The organism is Paenibacillus sp. S25 (assembly GCF_019454085.1).
GTDB classification, from domain to species: Bacteria; Bacillota; Bacilli; order Paenibacillales; family Paenibacillaceae; genus Paenibacillus; species Paenibacillus polymyxa_B.
Genome location: NZ_CP073683.1, coordinates 418562 through 435609 on the forward strand (window position 1 = coordinate 418562; position 17048 = coordinate 435609).

Below are 17048 nucleotides of genomic sequence, written 5' to 3' on the forward strand. Positions count from 1 at the left end.
ATTAAGAAACCAAGGCAGCATAGCTGCCCTGAAAATAATCATTTGCCGTTAGGATAACGGTAATTTTCAGGAGAGGTGGAACGTACGGTGAAGTCAAACACCCGATTACTTTTTATACCGCTGGATGAGCGGCCCTGTAATTATCAATTTCCTTATTTACTGGCACAGGGCACCGACTTGGAAATGGAGCGACCCCCATTAGAATGGATGGGACAAAAGAAAACACCTGGAGATACGACCAGACTATGGGCATGGCTCGAAGAACGCGCGGCTACTGCTGATGGAGCCATTGTAGCGATGGATACGTTACTGTACGGAGGAATCGTCCCTTCTCGACTACACGGTATGTCGAGCGAGCAGGTCAGAGATAGAGTGAATCGGCTTCGCAGGCTAAAGCAATTATATCCGCAACTGACTCTCTATGCATTTCAACTTATTATGCGTTGTCCACAATACTCTTTGGCTGATGAAGAACCGAATTACTATGCCGATTGGGGGCGTGAGATATTCCGAAAGGGCTTCATTGAGCATCGTCAGGAGCTGGGGATCGCTACCACAGAAGAGTTGCTCGAATTAGCTGATATTAACGAGCGTTTGCCAATGGAAATACTGGATGATTACCTGGGGCGTCGCCATGTGAATTTGGAGGCTAATGAAGTTGCACTGGATCTCGTAGCAGAAGGTATCATTGATTTTATGATTATCCCACAGGATGATTCGGCTCCCTACGGCTATACCGCCAAGGATCAGCAGCGGCTAAGAAGTCGTATTTCTGAGCTTGGGCTGGATTTGAATGTATACATGTACCCGGGGGCAGATGAAGTGGGTTGTACGTTGCTGGCTCGTTGGGTTAACAAGATGAATAATGTAGTCCCACTGGTATATCCCCGATTGTCTGCTTTGCAGGGGGCATTCGTAGTTCCGCTTTTTGAAGATCGCTATTTTTACGAAACCTTAAAATATCAGATTATGGCGGCAGGTGGGCTGATAGCTTCCTCAGCAACGGAGGCTGATTTGATTTTGTTGGCTAACACACCCGGTGACACGATGGCAGAGGCTTCATCCCAGCAGCGTGCAATGACCGGATATGATGTACAACGGAATGTAGTAGAGCTGGTTGAGTACGGCTCTTATATGCTGCAATATGCAGGTCAAAATGTTGCAGTTGCTGATGTGGGCTACGCCAACGGCGCAGATCTCAAGCTACTTAGACTATTAAAGCAAAAAGGACTGCTTTTTAAGCTGGCAGGTTATGCAGGCTGGAATACCAGTTCTAACACGCTGGGCACCGTCATTGCTCAGTCCATGCTGTATACCCACTATGGCTCTACGGAGGAACATTTGGATTTTCTGTCGCTGCGCTACGCCGAGGATGCCTGTTATTGCGCTGTGGTACGTACGGCTATGAATAACGGAATTGTGGAGCAGATGGGTTTTACCAAGTTTATGCTCGATGGACCGAGAGGCTCGGTAGCTGCGGTTATTCGCGGACGGCTGGAGCAGGCACTCAATGAATATGTGAACGGGCCGGAAGGCTGCGTGGAAATTATAGATTGCTACATGCCGTGGAACCGCACCTTTGAAGTCGGATTAACCGTACGGCATCATGCCGAGAAGAGAGGGTGATTCCTATGGGAATGGAAGGTGTATTATCCAAAGTTCAGCACGGATTGATCGTATCCTGTCAGGCGCTACCAGGCGAACCGTTACATGGAGCAGATTCTATGGTCAAAATGGCGCGTGCCGCACAGCAGGGCGGAGCTGTAGCGATTCGCGCCAATGGCGCATCGGATGTACGTGCGATTAAACAGGCGATTTCTCTACCAGTGATTGGCTTGATTAAGCGGGATTATGATGATTCTGATATTTACATTACGCCTACCCTTCGTGAAATGGAAGAACTGGTAGAGGCAGGCGCGGATATCATTGCGCTGGATGCCACATTACGACCGCGCCCGGCGGGAGGCAAGCTGAAGAGGCTCCTAGATTATGCCCATGAGCAGGGAGTCACTTCCATGGCAGACATATCGACACTGGAGGAGGCGCTTCATGCGGCTTCCCTTGGCGCAGACTGCGTATCCACCACGTTATCCGGGTATACGCCGTACTCTACTCAGATTGAGGGTCCTGATCTGGAGCTGGTTCGGAGAGCGTCGGAACTGGTTCCTGTTCCTTTAATTGCAGAGGGCAAAATCTATGATCCAGCGCAGGTTGAGGAAGCATTCCGAATGGGAGCACATGCAGTGGTTGTAGGCTCGGCGATTACCAGACCCCAATTGATTACGCAGCGGTTTGCCGATGCCGCAAGGAAGGCAGTGAAATGCATCTATGGAGATGAACGACCGAATTAACACGTATTATCCTTCATTAACGAAATCGGAGCAGAAAGTCGCCTTGTGCGTACTGGAGCATCCCGCAGATATCATATATTTCTCCGTGACGGAGCTGGCGGATTTTGCAGGTACAGGCGAAACGACGGTGATGCGCTTTTGTCGGAAAATTGGTTTCAAAGGTTATCAGGATTTCCGACTGTCCCTGGCACAAAACCAGACTTATCGTAAAACCGATATGGGCGAGGAGAATATCGACCCAGATGACGAACAAGATATTACGCGTACGGTATATCACAACATGCTCAATATTTTGCACTCCAGTATGGGACTGCTGGACCATTCAGAGCTTGGTCGTGCGATTGCGTGTCTCGATCAAGCGGGCTATGTTCAATTTTTCGGCGTAGGCGCTTCGGGAATTTCCGCGCAGGATGCTAAAAATCGTTTCTTACGGATTGGGCGCCGCGCCGAGGCTGTGGCAGACGGACATATTCAGTCGATGATGGCGGTATCCATGAACCCGGGTGATGTCGCTATCGGCATCAGTGTATCAGGAAGTACGCTGGATACGAACGATATGCTGCACAAAGCCAAGCAAAACGGTGCAACTGTTATCGCAATTACGAATTATGCGAAATCACCCATTACCTCCATTGCAGATATCGTGTTACTGACCGCAGGCAAGGAAGCCCCGATAGAAGGTGGTTCAATCGGCGCTAAAATCTCACAACTATTCGTGATTGACCTCATCTGCGAAGGGCTTGCTCGCAAGCACACGAGTCACAGCAAACAGATGAAGGAAAAAACAGCGAGGGCGGTTATTGAACGAAGTTATTGAGATTTTTCAGTTGTGAATTGAAAACTGTGCGCTCCGACAGTTCAATGACTTGTGTTTGTGGTGCTTATGAATGGCTATTTCATGTATTGCTATTAATAGAAGGTTTGTACAAAGAGCTAGTAAGCTTTTATGAGGGGCAACAAGGAGGTTGGTGTGGTGGCAGCTGCTGTGAACAGAGTCATTGGAATCGACATTGGGGGCACATCGGTGAAGGCCGCCATAGTGGCACGGGACGGATCTGTGCTTGATGAAATCCGGCTGGATACGGACGCTTCCCGTGGACGTGAATGGGTGTTGTCGCGGGTGTCAGAATCTGTGCTCGGACTGTTGCGTTCTTTTGGAGATACCAGCATCGGTGCTCATATAGATGTAGGCGCTCTAGGTATTGCTACTGCTGGCCGAGTAAATGTGGAGAGCGGCGAAGTTGTGTATGCCACAGATAACCTACCTGGCTGGCAAGGTACATCCTTAGTAACGTGGGCTAGAGAAAAACTGGCTTTACGAGCGGTTGCTGATAATGATGCGAACGCCGCTTTACTTGGAGAAGCGTGGCAGGGAGCGGGGAAGGGCAAGCGACGCTTGGTGATGCTCACGTTGGGAACAGGTGTCGGAGGTGCATATATGGAAAATGGCCTCTTGTGCAGAGGGGCTCATTGGAGCGGCGGTGATTGGGGGCACAGTATTTTATTCCCGGGGGGACATCCCTGCAATTGTGGAAAAAAAGGGTGCGCCGAGCAATATGTATCGGGGAGGGCCCTGTTACGCCGAGGTAGGGAACACGTCGGTAAATTGTACCGCTCAGGGAACGAGATTGTGAAAGAGGCCGCTTACGGTAACCAGGAAGCAATCCAAGTGCTGGATGATTACACCGCAGATTTAGCTGTGCTTCTATCTAATATCTCGGTGCCTCTTGATCCTGAGGTGATCATTGTAGGTGGAGGAGTAGCGGACGCGGGAGAGGTCTGGTGGCCCATGCTGGAAAAGCATCTGCACCAACTTGGAGTTCAAACGGAAGTAAGTCGGGCATTGTTGGGCAATCGCGCTGGAATCATCGGCGCTGCACGGCTTGCATTTGAAATGACCGAGTCCTAGTACAAGAATGAAAGGGGAACGAACCATGACGCAAAAACGGCTTGATACCGACATTGTTGTGATTGGCGGAGGTCTGGGGGGGACATCGGCAGCTCTTGCGGCGGCGAAGGCTGGCATGAGAGTCATCGTGACGGAGGAGACGGATTGGTTAGGGGGGCAGTTAACTTCACAGGCGGTTCCCCCAGATGAGCATCGATGGATCGAACAATTTGGCTGCACAGCAACATACCGTGAGTTCCGTAATCGTGTGCGTGACTATTACCGTCAGAACTATCCGTTAACCGAAGAAGCACGGAATAATCCCATTCTTAACCCTGGGAACGGTTGGGTAAGCCGTCTGGCCCATGAACCACGGGTAGCTCTGCGGGTGCTTGAAGATATGCTCGCTCCCTATTTGAATACGGGGCGTGTTCATGTATACTATCACACCGTGCCTATTGCCGTTCAGACGGATGGGGACTGTATTACTTCTGTAACTGTCCGTACCTCGAATAGCGCTGATCATAAGTGTGGATTTAGAGTGCTGCACGGAATGTTTTATCTGGATGCGACAGAGTGTGGTGATCTCCTTCCAATGGCGGGCGTGGAGCATACGAGTGGAGCGGAGTCGCGGGCTGCTACGGGTGAACCTCATGCACTGGAGTGTGCTAACCCTTTTGATATGCAATCTATCACACATGTGGCTGCCGTAGACTATATTCCCCAGGAAAGCTTCATTATAGAGCGGCCGCAACAATATGATTTCTGGAGAAATTATATTCCTTCCTTTTCCCGTTTTCCGATTTTGAGCTGGTTTGCTACTGACGCGGATGATACCAGTAAATTAAAACAGTTCACATTGTTTCCTAACGATCAGGGCATTGTATCCTTATGGGATTATCGTCGTATTGTAGATCCCTCGATATGGAGCGAACCGCTAAATGATGGTGAGGTAACTCTTTTAAACTGGGCGCAAAATGATTATTACCTAGGACCATTGATCGGTGTCACCGCTCAGGAGCAGGCAAAACATCGAGAAGGAGCGCGTGAGTTGACTCATTCATTAATATATTGGCTTCAAACCGAAGCCCCCCGATTAGATGGAGGGTTCGGCTATCCGGGAATTCGACCACGAGGTGATATTCTCGGCACATCTGACGGTCTGGCTAAAACGGCTTATATTCGCGAGTCACGCCGAATTCAGGCCAAGTATATGATATCTGAGTTTGATGTAAGTCGTGAGCTTCGGGGAGAAGAGGGACCCAAGCGATATATAGACAGTGTAGGTGTAGGCAGCTATCATTTGGATCTTCATCCAACTACGGTATCTCAGCGAACATTCTACATCCCTAACTATCCCTATGAAATTCCATTGGGATCACTTATTCCGGTGAGAGTGCGCAATTTACTTCCTGCCTGCAAAAATATAGGGATGACCCAAATAGCCAATGGCTGCTATCGATTGCATCCTACAGAATGGAATATAGGAGAATCAGCGGGAAGCCTAGCGGCTTACTGTGTCTCCAACGAAGTATATCCCATTGAAGTGAGCCGATCAGCAGAGCATCTTGGGTGTTTTCAAAATGTTCTTCTTCGCCAAGGTGTGGAACTGCACTGGCCTGCAGAGGTATTCGAGCCAGAGGGAGTCATCAGCTAATGAAGGGGCAACTAGCCCCTTGACTGATTTAAATGAGCTGGAAGATGAACGGATTTATTCTAAAATAAAAAAAACAAAAAAAGTGCTTGCTAAGTTGCTTGGCTTTATGATATATTATTTGAGCTGACAACAAAACAGCAGTTTCAAAAGCGAAAAGCTTGGGTGAAACGATCTTCAAAAAAAAGAAAAAAATAACCCTTGCATTTTTGAAACGAACATGATATGATCTTATAGCTGCTGAAAAACGCAGCGAAAGAGAAATGTTTGATCTTTGAAAACTGAACAACGAGTGAGTAAAACGATTTTGTTCGCAAAATCAACAAGAGATATTTTTATCTCGTCAGTTTCAAAATGAGCTTATCGCTCTTTCTATAAACCAGCTTCGGTTGGTCTTTAATGGAGAGTTTGATCCTGGCTCAGGACGAACGCTGGCGGCGTGCCTAATACATGCAAGTCGAGCGGGGTTGATTAGAAGCTTGCTTCTAATCAACCTAGCGGCGGACGGGTGAGTAACACGTAGGCAACCTGCCCACAAGACAGGGATAACTACCGGAAACGGTAGCTAATACCCGATACATCCTTTTCCTGCATGGGAGAAGGAGGAAAGACGGAGCAATCTGTCACTTGTGGATGGGCCTGCGGCGCATTAGCTAGTTGGTGGGGTAAAGGCCTACCAAGGCGACGATGCGTAGCCGACCTGAGAGGGTGATCGGCCACACTGGGACTGAGACACGGCCCAGACTCCTACGGGAGGCAGCAGTAGGGAATCTTCCGCAATGGGCGAAAGCCTGACGGAGCAACGCCGCGTGAGTGATGAAGGTTTTCGGATCGTAAAGCTCTGTTGCCAGGGAAGAACGTCTTGTAGAGTAACTGCTACAAGAGTGACGGTACCTGAGAAGAAAGCCCCGGCTAACTACGTGCCAGCAGCCGCGGTAATACGTAGGGGGCAAGCGTTGTCCGGAATTATTGGGCGTAAAGCGCGCGCAGGCGGCTCTTTAAGTCTGGTGTTTAATCCCGAGGCTCAACTTCGGGTCGCACTGGAAACTGGGGAGCTTGAGTGCAGAAGAGGAGAGTGGAATTCCACGTGTAGCGGTGAAATGCGTAGATATGTGGAGGAACACCAGTGGCGAAGGCGACTCTCTGGGCTGTAACTGACGCTGAGGCGCGAAAGCGTGGGGAGCAAACAGGATTAGATACCCTGGTAGTCCACGCCGTAAACGATGAATGCTAGGTGTTAGGGGTTTCGATACCCTTGGTGCCGAAGTTAACACATTAAGCATTCCGCCTGGGGAGTACGGTCGCAAGACTGAAACTCAAAGGAATTGACGGGGACCCGCACAAGCAGTGGAGTATGTGGTTTAATTCGAAGCAACGCGAAGAACCTTACCAGGTCTTGACATCCCTCTGACCGGTCTAGAGATAGACCTTTCCTTCGGGACAGAGGAGACAGGTGGTGCATGGTTGTCGTCAGCTCGTGTCGTGAGATGTTGGGTTAAGTCCCGCAACGAGCGCAACCCTTATGCTTAGTTGCCAGCAGGTCAAGCTGGGCACTCTAAGCAGACTGCCGGTGACAAACCGGAGGAAGGTGGGGATGACGTCAAATCATCATGCCCCTTATGACCTGGGCTACACACGTACTACAATGGCCGGTACAACGGGAAGCGAAATCGCGAGGTGGAGCCAATCCTAGAAAAGCCGGTCTCAGTTCGGATTGTAGGCTGCAACTCGCCTACATGAAGTCGGAATTGCTAGTAATCGCGGATCAGCATGCCGCGGTGAATACGTTCCCGGGTCTTGTACACACCGCCCGTCACACCACGAGAGTTTACAACACCCGAAGTCGGTGGGGTAACCCGCAAGGGAGCCAGCCGCCGAAGGTGGGGTAGATGATTGGGGTGAAGTCGTAACAAGGTAGCCGTATCGGAAGGTGCGGCTGGATCACCTCCTTTCTATGGAGAATCGTTTCCTGCAATGGAAACATTCAAATATGAAGCGTAAGCTTCAAAACTCAGGTTTAGGCCTGTTACTCACTCGTTGCTCAGTTTTGAGAGCTCAAACTCTCAAGCTTCGACGAATGTTTCATTCACACATCCGTGTGGAACCGAAATATTCATCGGGTTTCGCTTCGAAGAAGCGAATTGCACCTTGAAAACTGGATACCGAAACGAAATTGCGTTTTAGAATATTCCTTTAAGCTGATCTTGTGTAAACAAGTGAAATAAAGGTAGCTGCGTTGAATTTCATTCACACGTAAGTGTTGAACCGAAATTCAAAGCAAATCGTATTTACGATGTAAATACTAGGTTAAGCTACAAAGAGCACACGGAGGATGCCTAGGCGCCAGGAGCCGACGAAGGACGTGGCGAACAACGATAAGGCCTCGGGGAGCTGTAAGCAAGCTTTGATCCGGGGATGTCCGAATGGGGAAACCCGGCTGTCTTCATCGACAGTCACTTTCTGCTGAATACATAGGCAGAATAGAGGCAGACCAGGGGAACTGAAACATCTAAGTACCCTGAGGAAGAGAAAACAATAGTGATTCCGTCAGTAGCGGCGAGCGAACGCGGATTAGCCCAAACCAAGGAGCTTGCTCCTTGGGGTTGTGGGACGTCTCACATGGAGTTACAAAGGAACCGGTTAGATGAAGAGGTCTGGAAAGGCCCGCCAGAGAAGGTAAAAGCCCTGTAATTCAAAACTTGTTCTCTCCGAGACGGATCCCGAGTAGTGCGGGGCACGTGAAACCCCGTATGAATCCGGCAGGACCATCTGCCAAGGCTAAATACTCCCTGGCGACCGATAGTGAAGCAGTACCGTGAGGGAAAGGTGAAAAGCACCCCGGAAGGGGAGTGAAATAGATCCTGAAACCGTGTGCTTACAAGAAGTCAGAGCCCGATCTATGGGTGATGGCGTGCCTTTTGTAGAATGAACCGGCGAGTTACGTTCCCGTGCAAGGTTAAGGTGAAGAGCTGAAGCCGCAGCGAAAGCGAGTCTGAATAGGGCGACTTGAGTACGTGGACGTAGACCCGAAACCGGGTGATCTACCCCTGTCCAGGGTGAAGGTGCGGTAACACGCACTGGAGGCCCGAACCCACGCATGTTGAAAAATGCGGGGATGAGGTGGGGGTAGCGGAGAAATTCCAATCGAACCCGGAGATAGCTGGTTCTCCCCGAAATAGCTTTAGGGCTAGCCTCGGAAAGAAGAATCGTGGAGGTAGAGCACTGATTGGGTGCGGGGCCCGCAAGGGTTACCAAGCTCAGTCAAACTCCGAATGCCATAGATTTAGTTCCGGGAGTCAGACAGTGAGTGCTAAGATCCATTGTCGAAAGGGAAACAGCCCAGACCATCAGCTAAGGTCCCCAAGTGTGTGTTAAGTGGGAAAGGATGTGGAGTTGCACAGACAACCAGGATGTTGGCTTAGAAGCAGCCACCATTGAAAGAGTGCGTAATAGCTCACTGGTCGAGTGACTCTGCGCCGAAAATGTAACGGGGCTAAACACACCACCGAAGCTATGGCTTGATGCTTATGCATCAGGGGTAGGGGAGCGTTGAATGCGGGTTGAAGGTGTACCGTAAGGAGCGCTGGACTGCATTCAAGTGAGAATGCCGGTATGAGTAACGAAAAGATCTGTGAGAATCAGATCCGCCGAAAGCCTAAGGGTTCCTGAGGAAGGTTCGTCCGCTCAGGGTAAGTCGGGACCTAAGGCGAGGCCGATAGGCGTAGTCGAAGGACAACAGGTCGAAATTCCTGTACCACCGTAATCCGTTATGAGCGATGGGGTGACGCAGTAGGGTAGTGACGCGGACTGATGGATGTCCGTCTAAGCAGTGAGGCTGGTGTGTAGGCAAATCCGCACATCGTTAAGGCTGGGCTGTGATGGGGAGCGAAAATTGTAGTAGCGAAGGTCATGATCTCAGACTGCCAAGAAAAGCCTCTAGCCAGGAGAAGGTGCCCGTACCGCAAACCGACACAGGTAGGCGAGAAGAGAATTCTAAGGCGCGCGGAAGAACTCTCGTTAAGGAACTCGGCAAAATGACCCCGTAACTTCGGGAGAAGGGGTGCCTCGGTAGGGTGAATAGCCCGAGGGGGCCGCAGTGAAAAGGCCCAAGCGACTGTTTAGCAAAAACACAGGTCTGTGCGAAGCCGCAAGGCGAAGTATACGGGCTGACGCCTGCCCGGTGCTGGAAGGTTAAGGGGAGTGGTAAGCCCTTCGGGGCGAAGCTATGAACCGAAGCCCCAGTAAACGGCGGCCGTAACTATAACGGTCCTAAGGTAGCGAAATTCCTTGTCAGGTAAATTCTGACCCGCACGAATGGCGTAACGACTTGGGCGCTGTCTCAACGAGAGATCCGGTGAAATTTTAATACCTGTGAAGATGCAGGTTACCCGCGACAAGACGGAAAGACCCCATGGAGCTTTACTGCAGCTTGATATTGAATTTGGGTACGATCTGTACAGGATAGGTGGGAGCCGTTGAATCTTGAGCGCCAGCTTGAGAGGAGGCATCCTTGGGATACCACCCTGATCGTATCTAGGTTCTAACTTGGTACCGTAATCCGGTGCGAGGACAGTGTCAGGTGGGCAGTTTGACTGGGGCGGTCGCCTCCTAAAGAGTAACGGAGGCGCCCCAAGGTTCCCTCAGAATGGTTGGAAATCATTCGAAGAGTGCAAAGGCAGAAGGGAGCTTGACTGCGAGACCTACAAGTCGAGCAGGGACGAAAGTCGGGCTTAGTGATCCGGTGGTACCGCATGGAAGGGCCATCGCTCAACGGATAAAAGCTACCCTGGGGATAACAGGCTTATCTCCCCCAAGAGTCCACATCGACGGGGAGGTTTGGCACCTCGATGTCGGCTCATCGCATCCTGGGGCTGAAGTAGGTCCCAAGGGTTGGGCTGTTCGCCCATTAAAGCGGTACGCGAGCTGGGTTCAGAACGTCGTGAGACAGTTCGGTCCCTATCTGTCGTGGGCGTAGGAAATTTGAGAGGAGCTGTCCTTAGTACGAGAGGACCGGGATGGACGTACCGCTGGTGTACCAGTTGTTCCGCCAGGAGCACCGCTGGGTAGCTATGTACGGAAGGGATAAGCGCTGAAAGCATCTAAGCGTGAAGCCCCCCTCAAGATGAGATTTCCCAATTAGTAAGACCCCTTGAAGACGACGAGGTAGATAGGTTGGGGGTGGAAGTGCAGTAATGCATGGAGCTGACCAATACTAATCGGTCGAGGGCTTATCCTAAGAATAAAACGCAAATGAGTTTCGGATCCAGTTTTCAGGGTGTAACCTTGAAAGTATGTACAAGTGACATACAACAAGCGCATGGCTATTCATTCACACGATAAGTGATGAATCGAATAACCGTACGGTAGAATTTACGATGTAAATTCATGTTTGGTGGCGATAGCGGAGGGGTTCCACACGTACCCATCCCGAACACGACCGTTAAGCCCTCCAGCGCCGATGGTACTTGGACCGCAGGGTCCTGGGAGAGTAGGACGTCGCCAAGCGATATCCTTTAAAGGATGATGAAGTTTTACATGTTAGGGCCTTTAGCTCAGCTGGTTAGAGCGCACCCCTGATAAGGGTGAGGTCGGTGGTTCGAGTCCACTAAGGCCCACCACTTCTAGAATAACAAAAAGATTGGGGCCATAGCTCAGCTGGGAGAGCGCCTGCCTTGCACGCAGGAGGTCAGCGGTTCGATCCCGCTTGGCTCCACCAATATTCCCTGATAGCTCAGTTGGTAGAGCACTCGACTGTTAATCGAGTTGTCACAGGTTCGAGTCCTGTTCGGGGAGCCATGTTTTGAATATTTCTGAATTTTATATATAAGGTGGCGGCGTAGCTCAGCTGGCTAGAGCGTACGGTTCATACCCGTGAGGTCGGGGGTTCGATCCCCTCTGCCGCTACTCGGAGAGATACCCAAGTGGCTATAAGGGGACCCTCTGCTAAGGGGTTAGACTGCGAAAGCGGTGCGAGGGTTCGAATCCCTCTCTCTCCGCCATAAATTTATTGGAATCAGAACTTATTTTGTAAGGCCCGTTGGTCAAGGGGTTAAGACACCTCCCTTTCACGGAGGTAACAGGGGTTCGAATCCCCTACGGGTCATAATATGGAGGCTTAGCTCAGCTGGGAGAGCATCTGCCTTACAAGCAGAGGGTCGGGGGTTCGAACCCCTCAGCCTCCACCATAAGAAAATTTGATAAATCCCTTTTAATGTCGCGGGGTGGAGCAGTTCGGTAGCTCGTCGGGCTCATAACCCGAAGGTCGTAGGTTCAAATCCTGCCCCCGCAATTAATTTCCTATTGGAAATGCCTCTGGAACTGTGGTGTAGAGGCCTAACATGCCTGCCTGTCACGCAGGAGATCGCGGGTTCGAATCCCGTCAGTTCCGCCATTTTAACCTCATATATAGTTAGCATATATAGTGCGGATTATATGGTGTAGTAATAAAACAAATTATGGCTCGGTAGCTCAGTCGGTAGAGCAGAGGACTGAAAATCCTCGTGTCGGCGGTTCGATTCCGTCCCGAGCCACCTTTCAAGTGGGAAATGAGTAATGTGCCGGTGTAGCTCAACTGGTAGAGCAACTGACTTGTAATCAGTAGGTTGGGGGTTCAAGTCCTCTCGCCGGCACCATTTTGGAGGATTAGCGAAGTGGCCAAACGCATCAGACTGTAAATCTGCTCCCTTACGGGTTCGGTGGTTCGAATCCATCATCCTCCACCAGTCTTTTCATAATCATATGGCGGTCGTGGCGAAGTGGTTAACGCACCGGACTGTGACTCCGGCATTCGTGGGTTCAAGCCCCATCGGCCGCCCTTTATTCTTAATTTATTGGGGATTAGCCAAGCGGTAAGGCAACGGACTTTGACTCCGTCATGCATAGGTTCAAATCCTATATCCCCAGCCATTAAGAGCCATTAGCTCAGTTGGTAGAGCACCTGACTTTTAATCAGGGTGTCGAAGGTTCGAGTCCTTCATGGCTCACCATTTATAGTTATTTTGCGGTCGTGGCGGAATTGGCAGACGCGCACGGTTCAGGTCCGTGTGGGCTAACCCCCCGTGGAGGTTCGAGTCCTCTCGACCGCACCATATTTTGCGGACGTGGCTCAGCGGTAGAGCATCGCCTTGCCAAGGCGAGGGTCGCGGGTTCGATTCCCGTCGTCCGCTCCATTATCCATACGGCGCCATAGCCAAGTGGTAAGGCAAAGCTCTGCAAAAGCTTCATTCCCCAGTTCAAATCTGGGTGGCGCCTTGACTGCTCATTATGGATTTAAATATGCGCCCTTAGCTCAGCTGGATAGAGCGTTTGACTACGAATCAAAAGGCCGGGAGTTCGAATCTCTCAGGGCGCGCCATTTCTTAAAAAAAGTATAATGTCGGGATGTAGCTCAGCTTGGTAGAGCACCTGGTTTGGGACCAGGGGGTCGCATGTTCAAATCGTGTCATCCCGATACTGATTTGCGGGTGTAGTTCAATGGTAGAACTCCAGCCTTCCAAGCTGGTAGCGTGGGTTCGATTCCCATCACCCGCTTTTTGCTATAGCGGATTCTTGTTGCCTCAGTGGTGACACCTTATAAATAAAGAGAGCCTGTCTGGGGACAGAGCTCTCTCTTTTTTTGTATTTATTCTCATGTACCCACAATGTGTTGATTATTCATAATCTCGGTATCGGTGTATATCGTTCTGATCCATACAACTGGTATACACCGATAACCGATCTAGTGGACAGTTTTTACACGGGAATGGTCAGCTGGATGGAGGTTCCCTCATCTGGAGCAGAGGTCATGCTCATAAATCCCCCTACCCCTCTAGCTCGTTCTTCCATACTAAACAATCCAACTCCTTCTCCTTGGGACTTTCCAGAGAATCCAATGCCCTCATCCCGAATGGTCACTTGTATCATTTCATCTTGATCCTCAACGTCGACATATGCCTCCGCTACATCTGCGTATTTGGCTACATTCGTTAATGCCTCCTGTACAATCCGATAAATTGCTATTTCCTTGCGAATATCAAGGCGTTTACGTAGAGTGCATTGAAAATGCACCTCAATCCCGTAATGAGAACAGAAGTTTTCAATATAGGTTCTTATAGCTGGTACGACACCCAAATCATCCAGAACTGAGGGACGAAGTTCCCACGCTAGACCACGAACATCTTTGATGATGTCGGTCACCTGCGAACGAAGACTCTCCAGAGCAGCACTAGGTTGTTCGGCAAGTTGGCTGTCTAACTGAATAATAAGTGAAAATAAGCTTTGCCCTATCCCATCATGTAGCTCTCTTGAAAAGCGTTTACGTTCTTCTTCCTGTATTTGCATGACTTGCGTCATCATAGACTGGAGTTCTGCTTCTACCTGCTTCAGTTTAGTGACCTCATTGCGGATCGCTAAGTACTGATAGGGTTTACCTTCCTCGTCCATAAACGGAACGATCGTAGTATTCACCCAGTAGTAGCTGTTATCTTTAGCTCGATTACGTATTTCTCCTTGCCATACCTCACCTGAACGGATTGTAGTCCACAGGTTTTTCATGAAGGCAGGGGTATGATAGCCTGAATTAATGAGACGATGATCCTGACCGATCAGCTCTTCACGACTATATTGCGAAATCTCACAGAACTTGTCGTTCACGTACTGAATAATACCTCGATGATCGGTCAAAGCAACGATGGAAGACGTATCTAGAGCAAATTTAAGATTGGATAGTTGGTGGAGTGAGTTACGCAGTGCATGGAGAAAAGGGGACTCTGGTATATAAATTTCCAGATCATTCAGCAGTGTATCGGTTGATTCACCAAAGGCATGCTGCAGTAAAGGATTAGAAGGTTCATTCATAATGGAGCAGCCCCTTTTTTAGTGCGAATTTGACTAGCTCAGGTCGTGTTTTCAAGTTAAGCTTCTCCATAAGGTTACTTTTATGGGACTCTACGGTTTTGACGCTAATCACAAGGTGCTCGGCAATTTCCTTGTTGGCATATCCTTTGGCTACCCACGATAGAATCTCCTTTTCCCGCTCAGATAAGGATTCATAGGGTCCGGCTATGCCTTCCTGTTTGATTTTGTCCAGATATTCACTCATCAGTCGTTTGGTTGCATTCGGGTACAAATAGGCACTACCCTCGGCTACAGACTGGATGGCAGCGAGCAACTCCTCGTGAGGTGCGCTTTTTAAAATATATCCGGATGCTCCAGCCTGAATGGCCCGGAACAGATATTCTTCATCATCATGCATCGTTAAAATAAGGACTTCTGTATCGGGCAACTGTTTTTTTAATTCAGTGGTTGCCGTGAGACCATCTTTGCCAGGTGGCATGCTAAAATCCATGAGCACGACATTAGGTTGTAGCTCCACTGCCTTGCGGATTGCCTCATCCCCGTCTGCTGCATCTCCTACTACCTTGATACCGTTTTTGCCGTCCAATAGGGCCATGAGGCCAGAACGTACGACAACGTGATCATCCACTACTAGTATGCGAATCAATTTGTCATCCCCTCGAACGGTAAAAAAACCGTGCGTTTTGTCATAATCATAGCAAATTTTAGGGATTTCAATCAACAAAGATAGTTAGGGACAGTCATATCAAGTATTTTATGAGTTTCATTATCTACAGAAACATTGTTGATCTATGGAATAAGAGGGTAAGCACATAGTTGGCTAAGGCGTTGAGCGACTTGAGTGGCCTCGGCTACATCAGACTCTGTGAACATCCTCACATCACGATTACCAAGAAGCAGCACACCGTTGGGCAGATCCCCTGTGCTGGAAAAGGGAATAGCAACAGCAGAGTGAAGCTGCTCGGCCAGCATTAGTGCACATTCCTGACGCATACGTATACTACCTGATAGCAAAGCACTTACAGTCACGGTACGTCCCAAGCGAACAGCCATCCCGGCAATACCATGACCAATCTTAAAAGAAATAAGGCGATAGCGATTGCTTCGGCTACCGGAGGCGTAATACCAATGCAACTTACCACCCGACTTGGACATAAATGCAAGGGCAGTGAGATCACCATAAGTAGTATCTCTCAATTGGTTCAGTTCTTTTCGCATTTCATCCGTTATTTGTAGCATAGAAGACACATCCTTTTTCATAACCAAACTATATCTCTAATTCATTGTAGTTCCGGCAGTTACAAAAGTAGATCAGGGAACCCCCTGATCTATAGGCGCAGGAAACACTGACTTTTCATCAGGTCGGGTAAGGAGTAGGGAAAAGGCCGATAAATGGGGTGTTAGCTTACATCTGGAGTGATATTTATCACAGCAAATCAGGGAGTAGGAAGGTATAAAATCAGGTGTTCTCCCGATAACAACCCAGGCATTAAAACATTATGATATAGATATCAGGTAAACACGAGGAGGACGCTAACATGCAAGCCACTTGTATGGAACGGTTTGGGGACGAAGCGGAACGCACGGGAATTCAGATTTATTTGACAGAAGAACATTTTGATCTGCTAAAAGATATTATGTCCTGGAAGAAGGTAAAGGCAGGCGTTATGCTTTTCCGAGAGGGCGATGATGCAGAGCAGCTTTATTATATACATTCAGGTCATGTTAAACTTCGAAAATCGACAGAAGATGGTAAAGAACTGATTCTGACCATTCAGCATCAAGGCGACTTAATTGGGGAATTTAGCGGGATAGATGGAGAAGAGTATAGCTGCACTGCGGAAACAGCCGATGTGTGTGAGTTAGGCGTCGTGCTTGTTAAGGATTTGGAGTCGCTCTTGTCCAAAAATGGGGAAATGGCACTTCAGTTCATCCAGTGGATGGCGATGAAGCAACGCATTATGCAATCGCGTTTTCGGGACTTACTGTTGTATGGTAAAACTGGAGCACTAGCGTCTACATTGATCCGTGCTAGCAATACATGTGGCGTGGCTGTGAAGGATGGCATTTTACTAAATATGAAGCTAAGTCACTCCGAATTAGGTGAGATGATTGGAGCGACCCGAGAGAGTGTGAACCGGATGCTGAGCGCGCTGAAAGAGCAAGGAACTTTAGATACAAGGGATGGAAAGATTGTCATTCACGATCTCAAGGTATTACGTGGCATGTGCTGCTGTCCTTCGTACGGCCAATGTGCCCATGAAATTTGTCGCCTCTAATATTATGAATACCATTAGGCGGGGTCCAAGAGACTTCGCCT

The 17048-nt window shown here is 49.3% G+C and carries 9 protein-coding genes, 21 tRNA genes and 3 rRNA genes; 30 read left to right on the plus strand and 3 right to left on the minus strand.

Annotated elements, in window-relative coordinates; genetic code table 11:
* Positions 1-87: 87 nt before the first annotated feature.
* The 29 genes from KAI37_RS01795 (at position 88) to KAI37_RS01935 (ending at position 13423) form a co-directional block, all read left to right on the plus strand.
* Entirely contained in the window at positions 88-1626 is a 1539-nt protein-coding gene (locus tag KAI37_RS01795) for a DUF4127 family protein (RefSeq protein WP_220030614.1), read from the plus strand.
* Between the two features lie 5 nt (positions 1627-1631).
* Positions 1632-2351 carry an N-acetylmannosamine-6-phosphate 2-epimerase gene (locus KAI37_RS01800; RefSeq protein WP_076293883.1) on the plus strand — a complete coding sequence of 240 codons (720 nt, stop codon included), beginning with the start codon at positions 1632-1634 and terminating at the stop codon, positions 2349-2351.
* Entirely contained in the window at positions 2329-3168 is an 840-nt protein-coding gene (locus KAI37_RS01805) for a MurR/RpiR family transcriptional regulator (protein ID WP_071639232.1), read from the plus strand. The genes KAI37_RS01800 and KAI37_RS01805 overlap by 23 nt, the downstream gene beginning before the upstream one ends.
* Before the next feature lie 129 nt (positions 3169-3297).
* The gene (locus KAI37_RS01810; protein WP_104496347.1) at positions 3298-4260 is read left to right on the plus strand and encodes an ROK family protein; all 963 of its coding nucleotides are present in this window, start codon (positions 3298-3300) and stop codon (positions 4258-4260) included.
* A gap of 25 nt (positions 4261-4285) precedes the next feature.
* Positions 4286-5896 carry an FAD-dependent oxidoreductase gene (locus KAI37_RS01815; protein WP_076293886.1) on the plus strand — a complete coding sequence of 537 codons (1611 nt, stop codon included), beginning with the start codon at positions 4286-4288 and terminating at the stop codon, positions 5894-5896.
* Positions 5897-6289: 393 nt separating this feature from the next.
* Positions 6290-7845, plus strand: a 16S ribosomal RNA gene (locus KAI37_RS01820).
* Between the two features lie 353 nt (positions 7846-8198).
* Positions 8199-11129: ribosomal RNA gene (locus KAI37_RS01825) — 23S ribosomal RNA — on the plus strand.
* A 152-nt stretch (positions 11130-11281) separates the two neighbouring features.
* Positions 11282-11398 (plus strand): 5S ribosomal RNA (gene rrf, locus KAI37_RS01830).
* Together the 16S, 23S and 5S rRNA genes with 21 tRNA genes alongside form the textbook arrangement of a ribosomal RNA operon.
* Positions 11399-11434: 36 nt before the next feature.
* A tRNA-Ile gene (locus KAI37_RS01835) sits at positions 11435-11511 on the plus strand.
* Between the two features lie 22 nt (positions 11512-11533).
* A tRNA-Ala gene (locus tag KAI37_RS01840) sits at positions 11534-11609 on the plus strand.
* Positions 11610-11613: 4 nt separating this feature from the next.
* Positions 11614-11689: transfer RNA gene (locus tag KAI37_RS01845), tRNA-Asn, on the plus strand.
* A gap of 34 nt (positions 11690-11723) precedes the next feature.
* Positions 11724-11797, plus strand: a tRNA-Met gene (locus tag KAI37_RS01850).
* Positions 11798-11800: 3 nt separating this feature from the next.
* Positions 11801-11892, plus strand: a tRNA-Ser gene (locus KAI37_RS01855).
* Positions 11893-11924: 32 nt separating this feature from the next.
* Positions 11925-11996: transfer RNA gene (locus tag KAI37_RS01860), tRNA-Glu, on the plus strand.
* A gap of 6 nt (positions 11997-12002) precedes the next feature.
* Positions 12003-12078: transfer RNA gene (locus KAI37_RS01865), tRNA-Val, on the plus strand.
* A 30-nt stretch (positions 12079-12108) separates the two neighbouring features.
* Positions 12109-12182 (plus strand) — tRNA-Met (locus KAI37_RS01870).
* A 25-nt stretch (positions 12183-12207) separates the two neighbouring features.
* Positions 12208-12284, plus strand: a tRNA-Asp gene (locus KAI37_RS01875).
* Between the two features lie 66 nt (positions 12285-12350).
* Positions 12351-12423 (plus strand) — tRNA-Phe (locus KAI37_RS01880).
* A gap of 26 nt (positions 12424-12449) precedes the next feature.
* Positions 12450-12525: transfer RNA gene (locus KAI37_RS01885), tRNA-Thr, on the plus strand.
* A 4-nt stretch (positions 12526-12529) separates the two neighbouring features.
* Positions 12530-12615 (plus strand) — tRNA-Tyr (locus tag KAI37_RS01890).
* Positions 12616-12634: 19 nt separating this feature from the next.
* Positions 12635-12707 (plus strand) — tRNA-His (locus KAI37_RS01895).
* A 17-nt stretch (positions 12708-12724) separates the two neighbouring features.
* A tRNA-Gln gene (locus tag KAI37_RS01900) sits at positions 12725-12799 on the plus strand.
* A gap of 4 nt (positions 12800-12803) precedes the next feature.
* Positions 12804-12879: transfer RNA gene (locus KAI37_RS01905), tRNA-Lys, on the plus strand.
* Between the two features lie 14 nt (positions 12880-12893).
* Positions 12894-12981, plus strand: a tRNA-Leu gene (locus KAI37_RS01910).
* Between the two features lie 6 nt (positions 12982-12987).
* A tRNA-Gly gene (locus KAI37_RS01915) sits at positions 12988-13062 on the plus strand.
* Positions 13063-13072: 10 nt separating this feature from the next.
* Positions 13073-13144: transfer RNA gene (locus tag KAI37_RS01920), tRNA-Cys, on the plus strand.
* A 26-nt stretch (positions 13145-13170) separates the two neighbouring features.
* Positions 13171-13247 (plus strand) — tRNA-Arg (locus KAI37_RS01925).
* A gap of 22 nt (positions 13248-13269) precedes the next feature.
* Positions 13270-13343, plus strand: a tRNA-Pro gene (locus KAI37_RS01930).
* A 9-nt stretch (positions 13344-13352) separates the two neighbouring features.
* Positions 13353-13423 (plus strand) — tRNA-Gly (locus KAI37_RS01935).
* Positions 13424-13624: 201 nt separating this feature from the next.
* Here KAI37_RS01935 and KAI37_RS01940 read toward each other — a convergent pair.
* The 3 genes from KAI37_RS01940 to KAI37_RS01950 all read right to left on the minus strand — a co-directional run bounded on the left by KAI37_RS01940 (position 13625) and on the right by KAI37_RS01950 (position 15967).
* Positions 13625-14728 (minus strand): PAS domain-containing sensor histidine kinase, encoded by a 1104-nt coding sequence (locus KAI37_RS01940; RefSeq protein WP_076294821.1) that lies wholly within the window; start codon positions 14726-14728, stop codon positions 13625-13627.
* Entirely contained in the window at positions 14721-15374 is a 654-nt protein-coding gene (locus KAI37_RS01945) for a response regulator (protein ID WP_016818376.1), read from the minus strand. Before KAI37_RS01945 ends, KAI37_RS01940 begins: the two co-directional genes overlap by 8 nt.
* A gap of 143 nt (positions 15375-15517) precedes the next feature.
* Positions 15518-15967: a GAF domain-containing protein gene (locus KAI37_RS01950; RefSeq protein ID WP_071639239.1), complete on the minus strand. Its 450-nt coding sequence runs from the start codon at positions 15965-15967 to the stop codon at positions 15518-15520.
* A 299-nt stretch (positions 15968-16266) separates the two neighbouring features.
* Here KAI37_RS01950 and KAI37_RS01955 point away from each other — a divergent pair, with 299 nt between their 5' ends.
* Positions 16267-17007 carry a Crp/Fnr family transcriptional regulator gene (locus KAI37_RS01955; protein ID WP_025718906.1) on the plus strand — a complete coding sequence of 247 codons (741 nt, stop codon included), beginning with the start codon at positions 16267-16269 and terminating at the stop codon, positions 17005-17007.
* Positions 17008-17048: the final 41 nt, after the last annotated feature.

Bases quoted from the DNA above. Each gene is read 5' to 3' on its own strand.
- KAI37_RS01800 (WP_076293883.1), top strand. From the start codon at position 1,632: ATGGGAATGGAAGGTGTATTATCCAAAGTTCAGCACGGATTGATCGTA.
- KAI37_RS01805 (WP_071639232.1), top strand. From the start codon at position 2,329: ATGGAGATGAACGACCGAATTAACACGTATTATCCTTCATTAACGAAA.
- KAI37_RS01810 (WP_104496347.1), top strand. From the start codon at position 3,298: ATGAGGGGCAACAAGGAGGTTGGTGTGGTGGCAGCTGCTGTGAACAGA.
- KAI37_RS01815 (WP_076293886.1), top strand. From the start codon at position 4,286: ATGACGCAAAAACGGCTTGATACCGACATTGTTGTGATTGGCGGAGGT.
- KAI37_RS01940 (WP_076294821.1), bottom strand. From the start codon at position 14,728: ATGAATGAACCTTCTAATCCTTTACTGCAGCATGCCTTTGGTGAATCA.
- KAI37_RS01950 (WP_071639239.1), bottom strand. From the start codon at position 15,967: ATGCTACAAATAACGGATGAAATGCGAAAAGAACTGAACCAATTGAGA.
- KAI37_RS01955 (WP_025718906.1), top strand. From the start codon at position 16,267: ATGCAAGCCACTTGTATGGAACGGTTTGGGGACGAAGCGGAACGCACG.